This window comes from Pseudomonas floridensis (genome assembly GCF_002087235.1).
GTDB lineage: Bacteria > Pseudomonadota > Gammaproteobacteria > Pseudomonadales > Pseudomonadaceae > Aquipseudomonas > Aquipseudomonas floridensis.
This window is the reverse complement of sequence record NZ_MUIO01000065.1, coordinates 1-15,313: the sequence shown is the minus strand read 5'-3', so window position 1 is coordinate 15,313 and position 15,313 is coordinate 1. Positions and strand designations below refer to the sequence as shown.

Sequence of the window (15,313 nt, the reverse complement as noted above, 5' to 3'; positions counted from 1 at the left end):
AGCATTGTGGATAAGGTACTGACTTTCACTCGCGGTCGTATTCCGCTGCTGATCAGCATGCCTCACGCGGGCCTCACGCTCACGCCAGCCGTGGAAGCCGGGCTGGTGGACGAAGCCCTGAGCCTGCCCGATACCGACTGGCACATCCCGCGTTTGTACGACTTCGCTGCAGAACTGGGTGCCAGTACGCTGGCCGCCGAATATTCGCGTTTTGTGATTGACCTGAATCGCCCTGCTGACGACAAACCAATGTATGCCGGTGCGACCACGGGGCTGTTTCCGTCAATCCTGTTCGACGGCGTTCCACTGTTCAAGGAAGGCCAGACGCCGGAGGCTGAAGAGCGGGCCCTTTACCTGGAGCAGATCTGGACGCCTTATCACCAGACGCTGGAGCAGGAGTTGCAACGGCTGCGTGACGAGTTCGGCTACGCACTGTTGTTCGATGCGCACTCGATTCGCGGCCACGTTCCCCACCTGTTCGACGGCCGCCTGCCGGACTTCAACCTCGGAACGTTCAACGGCGCCAGTTGCGACGCCGAGCTGGCCAGCAGACTGGAGCAGGTCTGCGCGTCGGCCAAGGATTACAGCCACGTGCTGAACGGCCGCTTCAAGGGTGGCCACATCACCCGTCATTACGGCGACCCGGCGAACGACATCCACGCCGTGCAACTTGAACTGGCGCAAAGCACCTACATGGACGAATTCGCCCCATTCCACTACCGCCCCGACCTCGCCGAACCAACCCGCAATGTGCTTAAACCACTGCTGGCAACCCTTATTGCCTGGGGCCAGGAGCGGTTTGGCCGCTAAAGCATCTCCCAACCCAGCGGCAACGGACCTGCCCACTCCTACGCACCCGCCCCGGGGAGCGGACTTGTCCGCGAACAAGCTTGTATAGCTACCGAAAAACCAACGCAAGACGCACCGCCTTCGTGGACAAGTCCACTCCTACAAGGCATGCATCACGTCAACGGTCGCGCCGTCCTTAACCGCGGGAGCGGACTTGTCCGCGAAAGGGCCGGTGTAGGCGCCAAAAAAATCAGCATCTGACACACCGCCTTCGCGGACGAGTCCGCTCCTACAGGTCTCTCACCATCTGCGGTACGGAGCAAAACGTCTGGTCACGATGGGTTCCGCCTGCTTATTTTTTGAGCAATCGCAGTCCGTTGAATACCACCAGCAGGCTCACGCCCATGTCGGCGAATACGGCCATCCACATGGTTGCCAGCCCGGCAAAGGTGATGCCGATGAACAGCACCTTGGTGACGATCGCCAGCACGATGTTCTGCTTGAGCACCGCCGCAGTCCTGCGGGATAGGCGAATGAATGCCGGGATCTTGCGAAGATCGTCGTCCATCAGCGCGACATCCGCTGTCTCGATGGCGGTATCCGTTCCCGCCGCCGCCATTGCAAAACCGATCTCGGCCCGAGCCAGCGCTGGCGCGTCGTTAATGCCGTCGCCGACCATGCCGACGCGATGGTTCTGCGTATACAGTGCTTCGATCGCCGCGAGTTTATCCCCGGGCAGCAGGTTGCCCTGCGCCTGATCGATGCCCACTTGATCGGCAATCGCTTTGGCTGTGTGCGGGTTGTCGCCGGTCAGCATCAGGGTCTTGATGCCCAGTTCGTGAAGCTCGGCGATGGCCTGGCGGCTGGTTTCCTTGACGGTATCGGCCACGGCAAACAGCGCCAGCGGGCCGCTGGAATCGAGCAGCAACACGACGCTCTTGCCCTGCATTTCCAGCGCATCGAGACGTGCTTCCAGCTCAGGCGAGCACAGCCCCAACTCCTCCACAAGGCGATGGTTACCCAAGTGGTACTGGCGGCCGTTGATCTCGCCTTTCACCCCGCGCCCACCCAGCGCTTCGAAGCTGGCCACCTCGTGCACGACCGCTCCGGCTTCGGCCGCCTTGGCAATGGCTTGGGAAACCGGGTGATCGGAGCGACCTGCAAGGCTCGCTGCAATGGCGGGCGCGCTATCGGCAATATCGGCATTCAACACCACATAATCGGTTTGCACCGGTTTGCCGTGGGTCAACGTGCCGGTCTTGTCGAGGGCCAGGTAATCCAGCTTCTCGCCCATTTCCAGGTACACGCCGCCCTTGATCAGGATACCCTTGCGCGCCGCAGCCGCCAGGCCGCTGACGATGGTCACCGGCGTCGAAATCACCAGCGCACACGGGCACGCCACCACCAGCAACACCAGCGCACGGTAGATCCAGTCGAACCACGCGCCACCGAAGAACAACGGAGCGACGAGCGCTACCGCCAAGGCCACCACGAACACCACGGGCGTGTAGATGCGCGAGAAGCTGTCGACGAAGCGTTGGGTCGGTGCACGCGAACCCTGTGCAGCCTCGACCGCGTGAATGATGCGCGCCAGCGTCGAATTGTTCGCCGCTGCAGTGACGCGATATTCCAGCGAGCCCGCCTGATTGATGGTGCCCGCGAACACCTTGTCGCCGACGGCCTTTTCGACCGGCAGGCTTTCACCAGTGATCGAGGCCTGGTCGATGGTTGACTGCCCGGACACCACCTCGCCGTCCAGCGCGATGCGCTCGCCCGGTTTTACCCGCACAATGGCCTCCAGTTCGACCTTCTTGGCGTCCACTTCCAGCCAGTTGCCATCGGCCTGACGCACCGTGGCCCGCTCTGGCGTCAACTGCATGAGCCCGCTGATCGCGTTACGCGCGCGATCCAGCGATTTGGCTTCGATCAGTTCGGCCACGGTGAACAGGAACATCACCATCGCCGCCTCAGGCCATTGACCGATCAGCACCGCGCCGGTCACGGCGATGCTCATCAGCGCGTTGATATTGAGGTTGAAGTTCTTGAGCGCGATCCAGCCTTTCTTGTAGGTCGTGAGGCCGCAACTGAAGATCGACACCAGCGCCAGCAACGCAACGACCCAGGTCGGGCCCAGTGAAGCGAAGTGCACCACCTCGGCTCCGAGCGCGGCAACACCGGACAGCGCCAGCGGCCACCAGTGTTTTTTGGGCGCAGGGGCAGCAGCGGTGTCGGAATTCGCACCCTCTTCGATCAGGTCGGCCTGCATGCCGAGCGACCCGATGGCCTCGCGGATCGGGTCGGTGGACGGCAGGTCGTGCCAGACGCCGAGAATACGATTGATCAGGTTGAATTCCAGCTTCTGCACGCCCGCCATCTTGCCCAGTTTGTTCTGAATCAGGGTCTGCTCGGTCGGGCAGTCCATCGCTTCGATTCGGAAACTGCTCAGGCGCGCATCGGCTGACGAGGCATTGTCGAGCGTCACGACCGCAGGCGCAGCCTTGCTGGAGCAGCAGGCATGCGCATGTTCAGCGTGAGCTTCCTGGTGTTCGTCGTGACCGTGTGTCGGGGTAACTTTGCTGATCGGGCCCATCTGGCGCGCTCCTGAGTTCTGCTTGTTGCCAAGTGAACACCCTGTAGCCACTATAGGGTCAAGCGCTAACACGAGATGAAGTCCATGAAGATCGGTGAACTGGCAAAGTTGACGGATACACAGGTCGAAACCGTCCGTTATTACGAACGTGAAGGCCTGCTCCCGGCACCTGCGCGCAGCGATGGCAATTACCGGCTGTACACCCAGGCCCATGTGGAGCGGCTATCGTTCATCCGCAATTGCCGCAGCCTGGACATGACGCTGGAAGAGATTCGCAACCTGCTGAACCTGCGCGACAGCCCGCAGGATCAATGCGAGAGCGTCAACGCGCTGATCGACGAACACATCGAACACGTCAACGCCCGGGTCGCCAGCCTGCAAGCGCTGCAGGAACAATTGCTCGACCTGCGCCAACGTTGCGGCAGCGGCGCAGCCGATCACTGCGCGATTCTGGAACGGCTGGAGGTCACCGGCGCCGTTGCCACGCCGGAAGGTGAGCCGTCACATGTGGGCCGTAGTCACAGCCATTGAGGCTCAACGACTGAACTGATCGCAGCGATGCTTCGCGTCATGATCTGCTGATCACACCGCGTCGAAGCCATCCACATACAGGGTCTGGTAACGCGCCATGGTGTCGCTGAGCCGCTGCCGGAGGTATCCGTTCGTATGGCCCAGCGCATTCAGGATCTGCGCAGACTCGATCAGGTATGACGCTCGCTTGGCGTGTTTCCAGGTCGCAGGTGCTGACTGCAGGTTGGTAATGCGGTCGCACAGTTTGACCGCTGCCGCTTCACGGGAATGCTCGGCGATACCCTGAAAATAACGCTCTTCGGAAAACGGCACGATCAGGTTCTTGCTCAGGCACGCGACCGTCGACGCAACCTGCGCGCCAAAAGCCTCCTGCAACTGCATCGTCGTCACATCAGTGTCTTCCACGACGTCATGCAACAGCGCGGCAGGAAGGGCAATCTCGAATGCGCCCACGGCGTCTTCGCGGTGGGCGAAGATCAGCTCATTGGCCACCATCGCCACGTGGGTCGTGTAAGGGAGATCCGAGCTTGTCATCTTCTGCCCGACGTGAGCGTGTGAAGCGAACAGCCAGGCTTTGTTGTAGAGATGTTGCAGGTCGAGGGTTGGCATCGAACGGTTCCTTTGCTGACGGGGGTCATCACTGCATCTTCGCGTCGGTTGAAGCGGTTTGCGGGCAGACTGGAACTGGACTGTATAAGCGGAGCGAGCACGCTCGCGAAGGCGATAGTCCGGGCGCACTGGCCCTCCCGAGCTACTGGTCCTTTGGCGAGCAACCTCGCTCCCACAAAATCGCGCTTCTTCAGCAGAGTATGATTCGTTTGATAAGACGCGGCTTGCCACAAGGTTTGGCATTTCTCCCGCGAGCCTGGTTTCTCGCGGCAAGCCGGGTACGGGAGGAACGATCAAAAGGCATCCGACTCAAGCCTTCGGTACATCCTCGATACTCTGCTCCGGTTCTGGCTCGGGCTCTTCGGCAGCAGGCGGCTCGGGTGTCAGGTCCAGGAGGTCTGGCCCATCATCCTCGGCGCTCTGCTCCTCACCGGTCTCAGGCTCCACCACCAAGGGCGCCAGCAGACTCGGATCGGTCACCCCGGTCAGCTTCTTGCGCAGGCGCTGCAAATCTCCGACGCTCAGCTTCAACAGCTTGGCCGATTTGGACTTGAGCAGTTGCGTCACGCTCTCCTCTTCCCCCAACTGCGCCATCTGGCCCGCCAGGTTCATGGCCAGCACTTCGCGCTTATAGATGCCGGTGTTGTACTGATACACCGCCGCGATCAGCTCGCGCAGTTCCAGCGGCAGACGCCAGCGGGTGCGCAGTGCTGAGCCGAACGAGGCCGAATACTGTTCCAGCGCCTGATCGATGGCCTGTTCATTCAGCTCGCCGCCTGCCAGCAGCCACTCCTGCAAGCAACCCAAAACTGCCAGATCTCCCAGCGATTGCAGCAGTCCGGCGCAGAAACAGCGTTCGACATCCAGCTCCAGCATGCCACCGAGGATGCGTGCGTAATCCGCCGTGCGTTGCGACAGGGTCCAGAACTGACTGGCCTTGGCCAGCAACGCATCGTTGGTGAGCACCGCCATGCGTTTTTTGGCCAGGCCTGACGCGATGGTCGCCGTCTGCGGCGCGCCGAGGACCGCCATCGCGCCGCCCAAGGTCTGCACAGGCTTTCCCAAGTGCTGAGCCGCCGTATTGGCTGCCGCGATCAACACCGCCGTAATGTGCGGATCGTTGCGCAGCTCCTGCTCCAGCAGCGTCGCATCGAGACCTGCCGACCCCTGACTCAACTGAATCGCCGTCGCAACGTCGACAAACAGCGGCGCGCCATCAGCCACGTCGCGGCGCTTTTCCAGAAACTTCATCAGCGTCAGGCCCGGCGTCAGCGCAGGCATTTCGCCCGGTGCAGACGCACGACGCCCCAGCAACAACCCTTCCAGACGCTGCTTCAGGCCCACGGTATCGAGGGGCTTGGTCAGATAAGCCGTCGGCGCGAGCGGCAGCACTTCACGCACGCTGGCCGCGTCACTGCGGTTGCTGATCAGAATGAACGGGATCGGCGGCTGCCGACGCAGGTTACGAATGCCGCGCAGCAGGCTCAACCCATCGATGGCGGGCAATTCGCGTGCGGCGATAACCAGATCCGGCAGGTGTTTTTTCATCCACTCGATGGCTTGCCTGCCGTCGGTGCACATCTCCAGCTCGATATCCCCACGCACACTCAGCACCAGCTCGCTGAGTGTTTCGCGAACCCACGGATCAGACTCAGCAATCAATACGCGAGGTACCGCGGGCAAAATTACAGCAGTCATCAGGACTCTCCGACATCGATGCGTTCACCTTAGCCAAAGCCTTCGCCCGGATATAGCCAAAACAGTGAAATACCTTCGCCCAGGCGAAAAAAAACCCGTCGAAACGGGCTTTTTTTGTCTGTTTGGTCACAAATCAATCAATCCGCGACCTTAAAGAGGATCAAGCGATTTCCGCGAAACACTCTTCGAGAATGGCCAGACCTTTGCTCAGCAGTTCGTCTTCAGCGGTCAGCGGAACCAGCACGCGCAGGACATTGCCGTAGGTGCCGCACGACAGTAGAATCAGACCCTTGTCACGTGCCTTGGCCACAACCTGAGCCACGGCCGCCGCGTTCGGCTTGTGCGAATCGCCGTCTTCGAACAGCTCGAGCGCAATCATCGCGCCCAGCGCACGAACTTCGCCGATGACCGGGTGCTTGGCCTGGATGGCTTTCAGGCCAGTGACCAGACGCTCGCCGACCGACTTGCAACGCTCCAGCAGGTTCTCTTCTTCAAAGATATCCAGCACCGCCAGTGCCGCCGCGCAGGCCACCGGGCTACCGGCATAGGTGCCGCCCAGACCGCCCGGCGCGATGGCATCCATGTACTCGGCCTTGCCGCACACGCCCGCCAGCGGGAAGCCGCCTGCGATGGACTTGGCGAAGGTGGTCAGGTCGGCGGCAACGCCCATCTGCTCCATCGCGAAGAACGTGCCGGTACGGCCAGCGCCGGTCTGCACTTCGTCAGCGATCAGCAGGATGCCGTGCTTGTCGCACAGCTCGCGCAGACGCAGCATGAAGGCTTTCGGCGCGACGTAGAAACCACCCTCGCCCTGCACAGGCTCGATGATGATCGCGGCAATGTCTTTCGGCTCGGCGTCGTTCTTGAAGATACGCTCGATGCTGGCGATGGAGTCGTCAACGCTCACTCCGTGCAGCTCGCACGGGTACAGTGCGCGGAAGATACCGCCGGGCATCAGGCCCATGCCGGCCGAGTACGGCACGACCTTGCCGGTCAGCCCCAGGGTCATCATGGTGCGGCCGTGGTAAGCGCCGGTGAACGCGATCACGCCGGCACGGCCAGTGGCAGCACGGGCAATCTTGACGGCGTTTTCGACCGCTTCGGAACCGGTGGTCACGAGCAGGGTTTTCTTCTCGAAATCACCCGGCACCCTGGCGTTGATCTTTTCGCACAGCTCGACATACGGCTCGTAGGCCAGCACCTGGAAGCAGGTGTGGCTCAGCCTGGTCAGCTGTTCCTGTACGGCAGCGATGATTTTCGGGTGCAGGTGACCGGTGTTCAGTACCGCGATACCGCCCGCGAAGTCGATGAACTCACGACCTTCAACATCGGTGACGGTAGCGTTCTTCGCCGACGCGGCGAAGATCGGGTGAATCTGACCCACGCCACGCGGGACGGCAGCATGGCGGCGTTGCATAAGGGAGTCGTTTGTCTTGCTCATGTATTCCTCATTCGCCGCTCATCGGTCGGCGCAGTTCAAGGATCAAGCAGCCTGGGTAAACCGCAACAGCATACGATGATCGACTGCTGCAGCCTTCAAGCCACCCCTAAGTTTCGGGTGCCGCAAAAGCCGATGACGCGTCGCTCTCGCGCGCCATCGGCTGCAATATCCCTGGTCGAGCAGTCCGAATCAGACCGACAGGCAGAGGTATTTGATTTCCAGATAGTCTTCGATGCCGTATTTGGAACCTTCACGGCCCAGCCCCGAGGACTTGATGCCGCCGAACGGTGCCAGCTCGTTGGAAATCAGGCCGGTGTTGATACCCACCATGCCGTATTCCAGCGCTTCGGCCACGCGGAACACGCGGCTCATGTTCTGAGCATAGAAGTACGACGCCAGACCAAACTCGGTGTCGTTGGCCATTTCGATCACTTCAGCTTCATCCTTGAAGCGGAACAGCGGCGCCAGCGGGCCAAAGGTCTCTTCACGGGCGACGGCGGCGTCTTTCGACACGTTGACCAGAATAGTCGGTTCGAAGAACGAGCCTTCCATGCTGTTGCCACCGGACAGAACGGTCGCGCCTTTGCTCACCGCATCGGCGATGTGTTCCTTGACCTTGGCCACGGCCTTGTCGTCGATCAGTGGACCGGTGGTGACGCCCTCTTCCAGCCCGTTGCCGATCTTGAGCTTGCCCACCGCAACCTTGAGCTTCTCGGCGAACGCGTCGTACACCGCGTCCTGCACGTAGATGCGGTTGGCGCAGACGCAGGTCTGACCGTTGTTGCGGTACTTGGAGATCATCGCGCCTTCAACCGCCTTATCCAGGTCGGCATCATCGAACACGATAAACGGCGCGTTGCCGCCCAGTTCCAGCGAGACTTTCTTGATGTCCTTGGCGCACTCGGCCATCAACTGGCGACCAATGTCGGTCGAGCCGGTGAAGGACAGCTTGCGCACGATCGGGTTGCCGGTCAGTTCGCCACCGATATCGCCCGCGCTCCCGGTCACCACGCTGAACACACCTGCCGGAATACCCGCACGTTCGGCCAGCTCAGCCAGCGCCAGTGCGGAAAACGGCGTTTGCGAAGCGGGCTTGAGCACCATCGTGCAACCTGCAGCCAGCGCAGGACCGGCCTTGCGGGTGATCATCGCCGCCGGGAAGTTCCACGGTGTGATCGCAGCGGTCACACCAATCGGCTGCTTTAGCACAATCAGACGCTTGTCCGGCTGGTGACCGGGGATCACATCGCCGTAGACACGCTTGGCTTCTTCCGCGAACCACTCAATAAAGGAAGCGGCGTAAGCAATCTCGCCCTTGGCCTCGGCCAGCGGCTTGCCCTGCTCCAGCGTCATGAGCATACCCAGGTCGTCCTGGTTCTCGATCATCAGCTCAAACCAGCGACGTAACTTGTTGCCACGCTCTTTGGCGGTCAGTGCACGCCAGGCCGGCAGCGCCTTGTCAGCCGCTTCGATCGCACGACGCGTCTCGGCCGCGCCCATCTTCGGCACAGTTCCGAGGATCTCGTTGTTGGCAGGGTTGTTGACCTTGATCGACTGGCCACCGTCCGCATCCAGCCACTGGCCGTTGATGTAGGCTTGCTGGCGGAACAGTGTGGAATCTTTGAGCTGCATGTCGGCCTCCTAAACAGCACCGCACAAAGGCGGAGCGAACAAATGAATATCGATGCACCCCATTTGGAAGCCATCGCCGGGAAAACATTCCATCGGCTCCAACGATGCGCAGCGCCTGAAACGCGCGAAGACCGAACAAGAGCGTTTGAAATCTCAAACGAATCCTAGGGACTGCTGGGTTAAAGGACAATAGGCTGTTCGAAAAAAAGAACGGGGTGTTGCGGTGGGATTGAAGGTTTTGCGAGGTTTTTAGACGCGGGATGGATAAAGCGTGCGAAATCGACAACAGCCGCTCGCCAGCATGGACGCCCGCCCATCAGATGAGTATCATGGCGCCCGCGTTGCACCAGTAGCTCAGCTGGATAGAGTACTGCCCTCCGAAGGCAGGGGTCGTGGGTTCGAATCCCGCCTGGTGCGCCATACTAAAATCTAGATGTGTCTTGGACAGTCTACAAAGAACTCCGAAAGCCCGCCTTGTGCGGGCTTTTTTGTTTTTGGCTGGAGGCGTTCCTATATCGCATCGGAATCTATCAAAGCCCGCTCGGACTGGCGCTTGGTATGGGATAGGCATGCAAGACGCGCATCGTCGACAGGACGGTGTACATGTCTGGCACCGGCAAGGCACGGGCTAATGATCGAGGCCAGGCAGGTCGGCAGGTACAAGAGTGGCGTTTGCTGTTCCTTTCCACGGGCGAGAAGACGCTGGCCCAGCACATGGCCGAAGCGAACAAGGAGCTGAAAGCGGGCATGGAAGTACGCATGCTCGCCGTTCCAGCCGATGCCAGCAAAGGTTTGGGCATGTTCGACACCCTCAACGGTTTCGATGATGCAGCGGCGCTGTCCGACGCGCTCAAAGCACGAGTCGCGAAATACTACGGCACACCGCTCACCGCCTTTCTCACAGCGCTGTGTGAGCCCGACAAACGCCACGCTTGGTCCGCCATTCTGCGCCGCACGCTGGAAGGCTTTATCGCCCAATCGTTACCTGCGTCGGCCAGCGGACAAGCTCACCGTGCCGCCGCTCGCTTTGGCCTCGCCGCCGCAGCGGGTGAGCTGGCCACTGCGATGGGGATAACAGGCTGGCCTGATGGGACCGCTACCACCGCAGCTCGGGTGTGCCTCAACGCATGGATGAACGAACGTGGCGGCGTCGGTAACTTCGAGGGTGACGCAATCGTGTCGCGACTGCGCCAGGTCATCGAGCGCTTCGGCGAGAGCCGATTTACCCGCTGGGAATCGGCAGCGGCAAAAATCGACGAACACGGCCCGCGCACCATCGACAGGCTTGGCTTTCGCAAGACGATGGAACACGGTCTGGGCGACTCCTTGCACACCACCAACACGTATTACGTGCTGCCCGAGTCCTGGCGCTCGGAGATCTTCCGGGGCATGAACATCAATGCGGTGAACAAGGAGCTGCTGCAGCGCGGAGTCATTGAGCCGGGGAACGATGGAAAGGCATCGAGTCTGGTCCGCTTGCCCGGCCTGGGCACACAACGTTGTTACATCGTGAAGACGATTCCGGGATTGGCTGAAAGCGAGGCTCGGGCTGCATGAGTGCATCCCTGCGGATCGAGGTAGCGCCGGCTGATTCCCGGCCTCGCCAGCCACTCAACCAACTCCCAATCGAAGTGAATAGAGACCAGACACATGAACGAGATCCAAGAACTGAAAGACCGCCGCGATGACCTGCTGAAAGAGGCCGACCAGTTGCATGCCCAAATGCTGCCTTTTGAAGCTGCGCTGGAAAATGAGCAGTCCATCGAGCCCACCCAAGAGCGCGAACTACGCGACAAGTACAACGAGCTGAAAACGCGTTTCGATGCGCGCAAGCACAATGCGGACCTGTTGGGTCAGAAGATCAATCGCCGCGAGACCCTTATCAACAGCCATTCCCTGATGACGGGTTACATCGAGGCCATGAACACCTGGAAAGCCGATGAGCAGGAGCTGAATGAAAAACGTCAGGGCCTCAGCACCCGTCTTGAACAGATCAAACAACAGGCCGTAGAGGACATGGCCAAAGCCCGGCAGGCTGAAACGAACGCCGCGACTGCGTATGCACAGGCCGTCGCATGGGGCGACACCGAAGGCGAAAAGACCGCCAACGCCGATGCGCAAAAAGCCGCAAAAAACCTGGCAACCGCTGCCGAACATGATCGTCGACAAGGCCTGATCATATCCGCGCTGGAGCAGGAGCTGCTTACCGTAGATCGATACATCGCCGAAGCGCAGGAAAAGCACAAGGGCATAGAACGCGACGCCCTGTGGCTTTCTCAAACAGTGCTGGAAGAGAAATGGAACGAGGCCGCTAAGGCACTCTTCGATGTGGGCGGAAGGCTGTGGGCAAATTACAACCTGCTCGGCCTTGATCAAGTGAGCCTGTTGAAACTGGCGGTTCCGCAGGAAGGTGAAAAGGTCGGGAACTGGACGTGGCATGAACTATTCGACCGGGCGCGCAGATACAGCGCGCAGGACCTGCTCCAGCTCAACGATATTTCGACACCTCAACAGGCTGCATTCGTGAGCCAACTGGGGCAACGAAAGGATGAAAGCAGTGAACAAGCCGCTACAAAACAGCACGAGCTGGGCTGACACGCTCAAGGCTCGGAAAGCTTATCTGGCTGCACTGCTGAAAACCATCAGCGCGACCTCAGCCAAAGTCAGTCAGATACAAATGCTGACGATCAAGGCAATTAAAGCGGAAATGGCGCACATTGAAAGTCAACTGATACGCCGGAAATAGTGCGAGACTTTTAATCGGCACTATCGATCTCAATAACACACGCAACTACAGATAAAGGGGACAGTATGTCCAAACTCGCAGAATACCGTCAGCTGGAAAAACACCTCGCCGAGCAACTCCAGGCGCTGGAAAAGATGAAAGGTGATGATGGACTGAAGAAAGAGATCGAGTTCGAAACGAAGCTGCGCAAGCTGCTTGAGCACTATGGCTTCAGCCTGAAGCACATCGTCAATCTGCTGGACCCCCAGGCATCGGCCCGAGGCCAGATCTCTGACAAACCTGCTGGCACACGCAAACCGCGCGTACTCAAGGTGTACAAAAATCCGAATACCGGTGAAGTGATCGAAACCAAAGGTGGGAATCACAGAGCCTTAAAGGAATGGAAGACAGAATACGGTGCAGAAGTCGTCGAAGGATGGCTGAAGAAATAAAACCGCTTCACCTGAAAAAGGGCCCAGACGGGGCCCTTTTTGATGAAGGCCCTGGATTGTAAGTGAACGCGTTCGCTGGCAGCTCACAGCTGCCCTGACATTTCTCCAGATGCAGTTTATTTCTTAATACTAAATATCGCAGTCTGCTTAAGGCAGAGAGCCGTCAGACCTGTGCCATAAAGCCAAAGTCCATCCAAACTCGAGGAAATCGAGACACACTTTTTCGAACGCCATGACGAACAAGTCTTCCTCGCAAATCCGGATACCAGTTCACTGGACATGAGCTACGGAGGCACCGGGCTGTTGAAGCTTGCGAGCACTAGCAACGCAATTGTGTTTCTGCCTACCAACGTATGCAGCCTGGGCATCACTGGCGTCCGGATTAGTTCTGCCATGCTATACAACCACACATCCGAAATTCCTTTGGCAGGCTATAAAATCAATGATAAGCCGGGCCTCTAACCCGCACATATTCCGGGCGCTTCGGGTTACGCTAATCAAAGTGACGGACGAGAGCTTCTCATACTTCCTCCATTGCTGAATGACGGCTTCTGGCCAAAAGCATCGGTTCCTGAAAAACCGACTTCGGCCAGAAGTAGCCTTTCAAATTAAATAGACTGCATAAGTTTCAGCAATGGGCCGAGGCATCACCGCCTTTACCAAAAGACCTCCAAGGAGCTGGGTCACCATAACCGCGACCTTGCAAAGCAAGACAGCACTGTTAGTCTAGGTCTTCGGCCTCAAAAATCTCTCTTTGATCAGTAATAACATCAAGAGCGCGATAAAGCATTTTGTGAATCTTCAAATGTTCAACGCGTTTAATTTCCCCCCTAGTGACTGAAGCCTGGTCAACGTAGCACCAGATATACGTATCCATAGCCCCCGTTTTCACTCCAACAGCGCCTACCCGATATAGACAAGAAAGTAAACTTGACAGAACTTCGGATTCCTTAACACCTTGGCTGTCGTAGTATTTTTTCACTATGGCCACGCATGGGTCGGACGTATCATGATCATACAGCGATAACATCACATCTTCCAATCTTGCATCTTTGATCATTGAACGTGTGAAAGTTGCTTTTAATCCACGGAGAACTTCTACAGCATCTTCAAAAGATGGGTAAACCTCACTCCACTCTTCCTTCAAAGATTTTAAACGCTTCTCCGAATATTGCGCTTCAGCCGCAAACAAAGATCTCCAAGAGATACGCTCACGATCAGCAGCGATAATAAAGCTCTCGTTGACAAACTGCAGTATGTCACGAGGGCGGCGCAGGGTGCGTTCAATAATAAACTCCATTGCAGTTTGCCCTCCTCCCTTACGAGCTTTCGGAAATACATCGTCGAAGTGCACCAACTGTCTTGTATATTGACTTTTGAAAACCTCATTTATCCGCAACTCTATTAGGCGCGCCAACTCCTCAGGAGACCACCTTAGCTCAAGGAGATATGATTCATATTTCTCCTCTTGAAAACCAGAATCGCGAGTTATGTCAAACACAAGTACCAGCAAATCCTTTCGCAATGCTGCGATTATTTTCGTCTGCCGAATTCGGCGAAATGTTTTAATTTCCTCTATTAAGGCTCGGATAAACCGAACTCTAGTCTCTGTTCCAGCCCACTCTTCATCTAACTGATCAATTAGTATGTAAAACTTTTTCTGAGGATCATCAAAGGAATGTTCAGCCAACAAATCTAAAACTTCGTTGAGCTTACGTATCTGTAAACCATTAACCACAAGACTGGCGCGCTGTTTTATTTCAACTCGTTCTTCGTCAGATAGTTTTTTTGCTCCATCTAGCGAAAGAGCAACATCAGAGTACTTGGCTCCTATTGAGCTTTTTGTATCAGACTCCAGCTTATTTGTTATTATCCGAAGCTGTTCATCCGTATCTAGCCAAAAGCGGTCTCCCCATTCACTGAAGTACTCCAGCGCTTTCTTCCTAGTTACATCCCTGCTAAATTTATTAACGAGACCATCGATGAAACTTCTGCTTTCGAACTCATTTTTTATATCATATCTGAGCTTCAAAAACTCTACAGTCAGTACATGACGCCATAAAAGCTTGTAAAAAAGATCAAGATTAATATTCAGCGCGCAAAAAAACTGAATAATATCGGAGTGTTCTAAAAATCGAACAGAAATATCGTTAGGATCAAGCTTTACAACTTTTTGAGCCGTGGATTGAATCTTGTAAAGTAAAGCGCTTTTGCCCGACCCTGTACGACCTAGAATTATTGACTCAGGAGAATCTACATCCATCAGCCGGTTCAAATAACCGTTGTCGACAAAACACCGATTCAGTAGATCAGCGTCGCCCTCCGCATCAAGAGCACCGATCTTCAGGTTCCGGGTTATTTTCAGGCTTCTATCGTCCATTTTAATCCTTTAAAATTTTATAAAGCTTGGGGGAAAGTCTAGGTCAGGCAAGATCTGAAGATGTCATTTTGACGGTACAAGTAAAGCACGCCTATTGCGCACATGCTATTCAGTGAGGGGCTGGCGGCTGACCTCCCGTCGGCAGCACGCGCTCATCATCGATTGCCTGAAACTCATCGGTAGGGCTCAACCTTCCGACAAGAGAGCCACTATCCCATGTGGCACTCCAGATATATGGCCCAATTGGAAGCAGGACCTAGCCAAAAGGTCGAGCAAATTGATGGTCGCAAGTACTATCTCCAAGGCCTGAGCTACGACGTCCGTAAGTAGGTATCCTTTGGCGCGGCAGAGGTAGCTTTGAGTCGGATAGCGACGGTCATACATCGACCGTTGCTGTACGCTTTTATGGCTTGTCCTCTATGTGAGAGGGGCGAAGATGGCAGCCCGATCGTATCCGCTCCACGAA

The 15,313-nt window shown here is 57.4% G+C and carries 11 protein-coding genes, 1 tRNA gene and 1 pseudogene; 7 read left to right on the top strand and 6 right to left on the bottom strand.

Annotated features, from left to right (window positions below):
* Positions 1 to 6: 6 nt before the first annotated feature.
* Complete coding sequence (hutG, locus tag BZK31_RS16265; protein ID WP_083183980.1) at positions 7 to 810, top strand: N-formylglutamate deformylase; 804 nt, start codon at positions 7 to 9, stop codon at positions 808 to 810.
* Positions 811 to 1,141: 331 nt separating this feature from the next.
* On the opposite strand, the gene BZK31_RS16260 is transcribed toward hutG, so the two are convergent.
* Positions 1,142 to 3,379 (bottom strand): heavy metal translocating P-type ATPase, encoded by a 2,238-nt coding sequence (locus BZK31_RS16260; protein WP_083183979.1) that lies wholly within the window; start codon positions 3,377 to 3,379, stop codon positions 1,142 to 1,144.
* 84 nt (positions 3,380 to 3,463) lie between these two features.
* Here BZK31_RS16260 and cadR point away from each other — a divergent pair, with 84 nt between their 5' ends.
* Complete coding sequence (gene cadR, locus BZK31_RS16255) at positions 3,464 to 3,910, top strand: Cd(II)/Pb(II)-responsive transcriptional regulator (protein WP_083183978.1); 447 nt, start codon at positions 3,464 to 3,466, stop codon at positions 3,908 to 3,910.
* Between the two features lie 51 nt (positions 3,911 to 3,961).
* On the opposite strand, the gene BZK31_RS16250 is transcribed toward cadR, so the two are convergent.
* The 4 genes from BZK31_RS16250 to gabD all read right to left on the bottom strand — a co-directional run bounded on the left by BZK31_RS16250 (position 3,962) and on the right by gabD (position 9,290).
* Positions 3,962 to 4,519, bottom strand: a complete 558-nt coding sequence (locus tag BZK31_RS16250) for an HD domain-containing protein (protein ID WP_083183977.1) — start codon at positions 4,517 to 4,519, stop codon at positions 3,962 to 3,964.
* A 309-nt stretch (positions 4,520 to 4,828) separates the two neighbouring features.
* A complete protein-coding gene (locus BZK31_RS16245) occupies positions 4,829 to 6,217 on the bottom strand; it encodes an HDOD domain-containing protein (protein ID WP_083183976.1) in 1,389 nt (462 codons plus the stop codon).
* A 160-nt stretch (positions 6,218 to 6,377) separates the two neighbouring features.
* Positions 6,378 to 7,658 (bottom strand): 4-aminobutyrate--2-oxoglutarate transaminase, encoded by a 1,281-nt coding sequence (gene gabT, locus BZK31_RS16240; RefSeq protein WP_083183975.1) that lies wholly within the window; start codon positions 7,656 to 7,658, stop codon positions 6,378 to 6,380.
* A 189-nt stretch (positions 7,659 to 7,847) separates the two neighbouring features.
* Entirely contained in the window at positions 7,848 to 9,290 is a 1,443-nt protein-coding gene (gabD, locus tag BZK31_RS16235) for an NADP-dependent succinate-semialdehyde dehydrogenase (protein WP_083183974.1), read from the bottom strand.
* A gap of 343 nt (positions 9,291 to 9,633) precedes the next feature.
* On the opposite strand from gabD, the gene BZK31_RS16230 reads away from it, so the two are divergent.
* The 5 genes and pseudogenes from BZK31_RS16230 to BZK31_RS16205 all read left to right on the top strand — a co-directional run bounded on the left by BZK31_RS16230 (position 9,634) and on the right by BZK31_RS16205 (position 12,467).
* Positions 9,634 to 9,710: transfer RNA gene (locus BZK31_RS16230), tRNA-Arg, on the top strand.
* Between the two features lie 159 nt (positions 9,711 to 9,869).
* Positions 9,870 to 10,847: pseudogene (locus BZK31_RS29070) on the top strand (DUF927 domain-containing protein); the annotation flags it as partial.
* 93 nt (positions 10,848 to 10,940) lie between these two features.
* Positions 10,941 to 11,885 (top strand): chromosome segregation protein SMC, encoded by a 945-nt coding sequence (locus tag BZK31_RS16215; RefSeq protein WP_167377997.1) that lies wholly within the window; start codon positions 10,941 to 10,943, stop codon positions 11,883 to 11,885.
* Positions 11,848 to 12,036 (top strand): hypothetical protein, encoded by a 189-nt coding sequence (locus tag BZK31_RS16210; protein ID WP_167377995.1) that lies wholly within the window; start codon positions 11,848 to 11,850, stop codon positions 12,034 to 12,036. Before BZK31_RS16215 ends, BZK31_RS16210 begins: the two co-directional genes overlap by 38 nt.
* 65 nt (positions 12,037 to 12,101) lie before the next feature.
* A complete protein-coding gene (locus BZK31_RS16205; RefSeq protein WP_083183972.1) occupies positions 12,102 to 12,467 on the top strand; it encodes a histone-like nucleoid-structuring protein, MvaT/MvaU family in 366 nt (121 codons plus the stop codon).
* Between the two features lie 721 nt (positions 12,468 to 13,188).
* On the opposite strand, the gene BZK31_RS16200 is transcribed toward BZK31_RS16205, so the two are convergent.
* Positions 13,189 to 14,847, bottom strand: coding sequence for a P-loop ATPase, Sll1717 family (locus BZK31_RS16200; RefSeq protein WP_083183971.1), 1,659 nt, complete (start codon positions 14,845 to 14,847; stop codon positions 13,189 to 13,191).
* Positions 14,848 to 15,313: the final 466 nt, after the last annotated feature.

Excerpts from the sequence above, each read along its gene's own strand:
- BZK31_RS16205 (WP_083183972.1), top strand. The coding sequence starts at position 12,102 with ATGTCCAAACTCGCAGAATACCGTCAGCTGGAAAAACACCTCGCCGAG.
- BZK31_RS16215 (WP_167377997.1), top strand. The coding sequence starts at position 10,941 with ATGAACGAGATCCAAGAACTGAAAGACCGCCGCGATGACCTGCTGAAA.
- BZK31_RS16250 (WP_083183977.1), bottom strand. The coding sequence starts at position 4,519 with ATGCCAACCCTCGACCTGCAACATCTCTACAACAAAGCCTGGCTGTTC.
- gabD (WP_083183974.1), bottom strand. The coding sequence starts at position 9,290 with ATGCAGCTCAAAGATTCCACACTGTTCCGCCAGCAAGCCTACATCAAC.
- gabT (WP_083183975.1), bottom strand. The coding sequence starts at position 7,658 with ATGAGCAAGACAAACGACTCCCTTATGCAACGCCGCCATGCTGCCGTC.
- BZK31_RS16245 (WP_083183976.1), bottom strand. The coding sequence starts at position 6,217 with ATGACTGCTGTAATTTTGCCCGCGGTACCTCGCGTATTGATTGCTGAG.
- BZK31_RS16260 (WP_083183979.1), bottom strand. The coding sequence starts at position 3,379 with ATGGGCCCGATCAGCAAAGTTACCCCGACACACGGTCACGACGAACAC.
- BZK31_RS16200 (WP_083183971.1), bottom strand. The coding sequence starts at position 14,847 with ATGGACGATAGAAGCCTGAAAATAACCCGGAACCTGAAGATCGGTGCT.
- cadR (WP_083183978.1), top strand. The coding sequence starts at position 3,464 with ATGAAGATCGGTGAACTGGCAAAGTTGACGGATACACAGGTCGAAACC.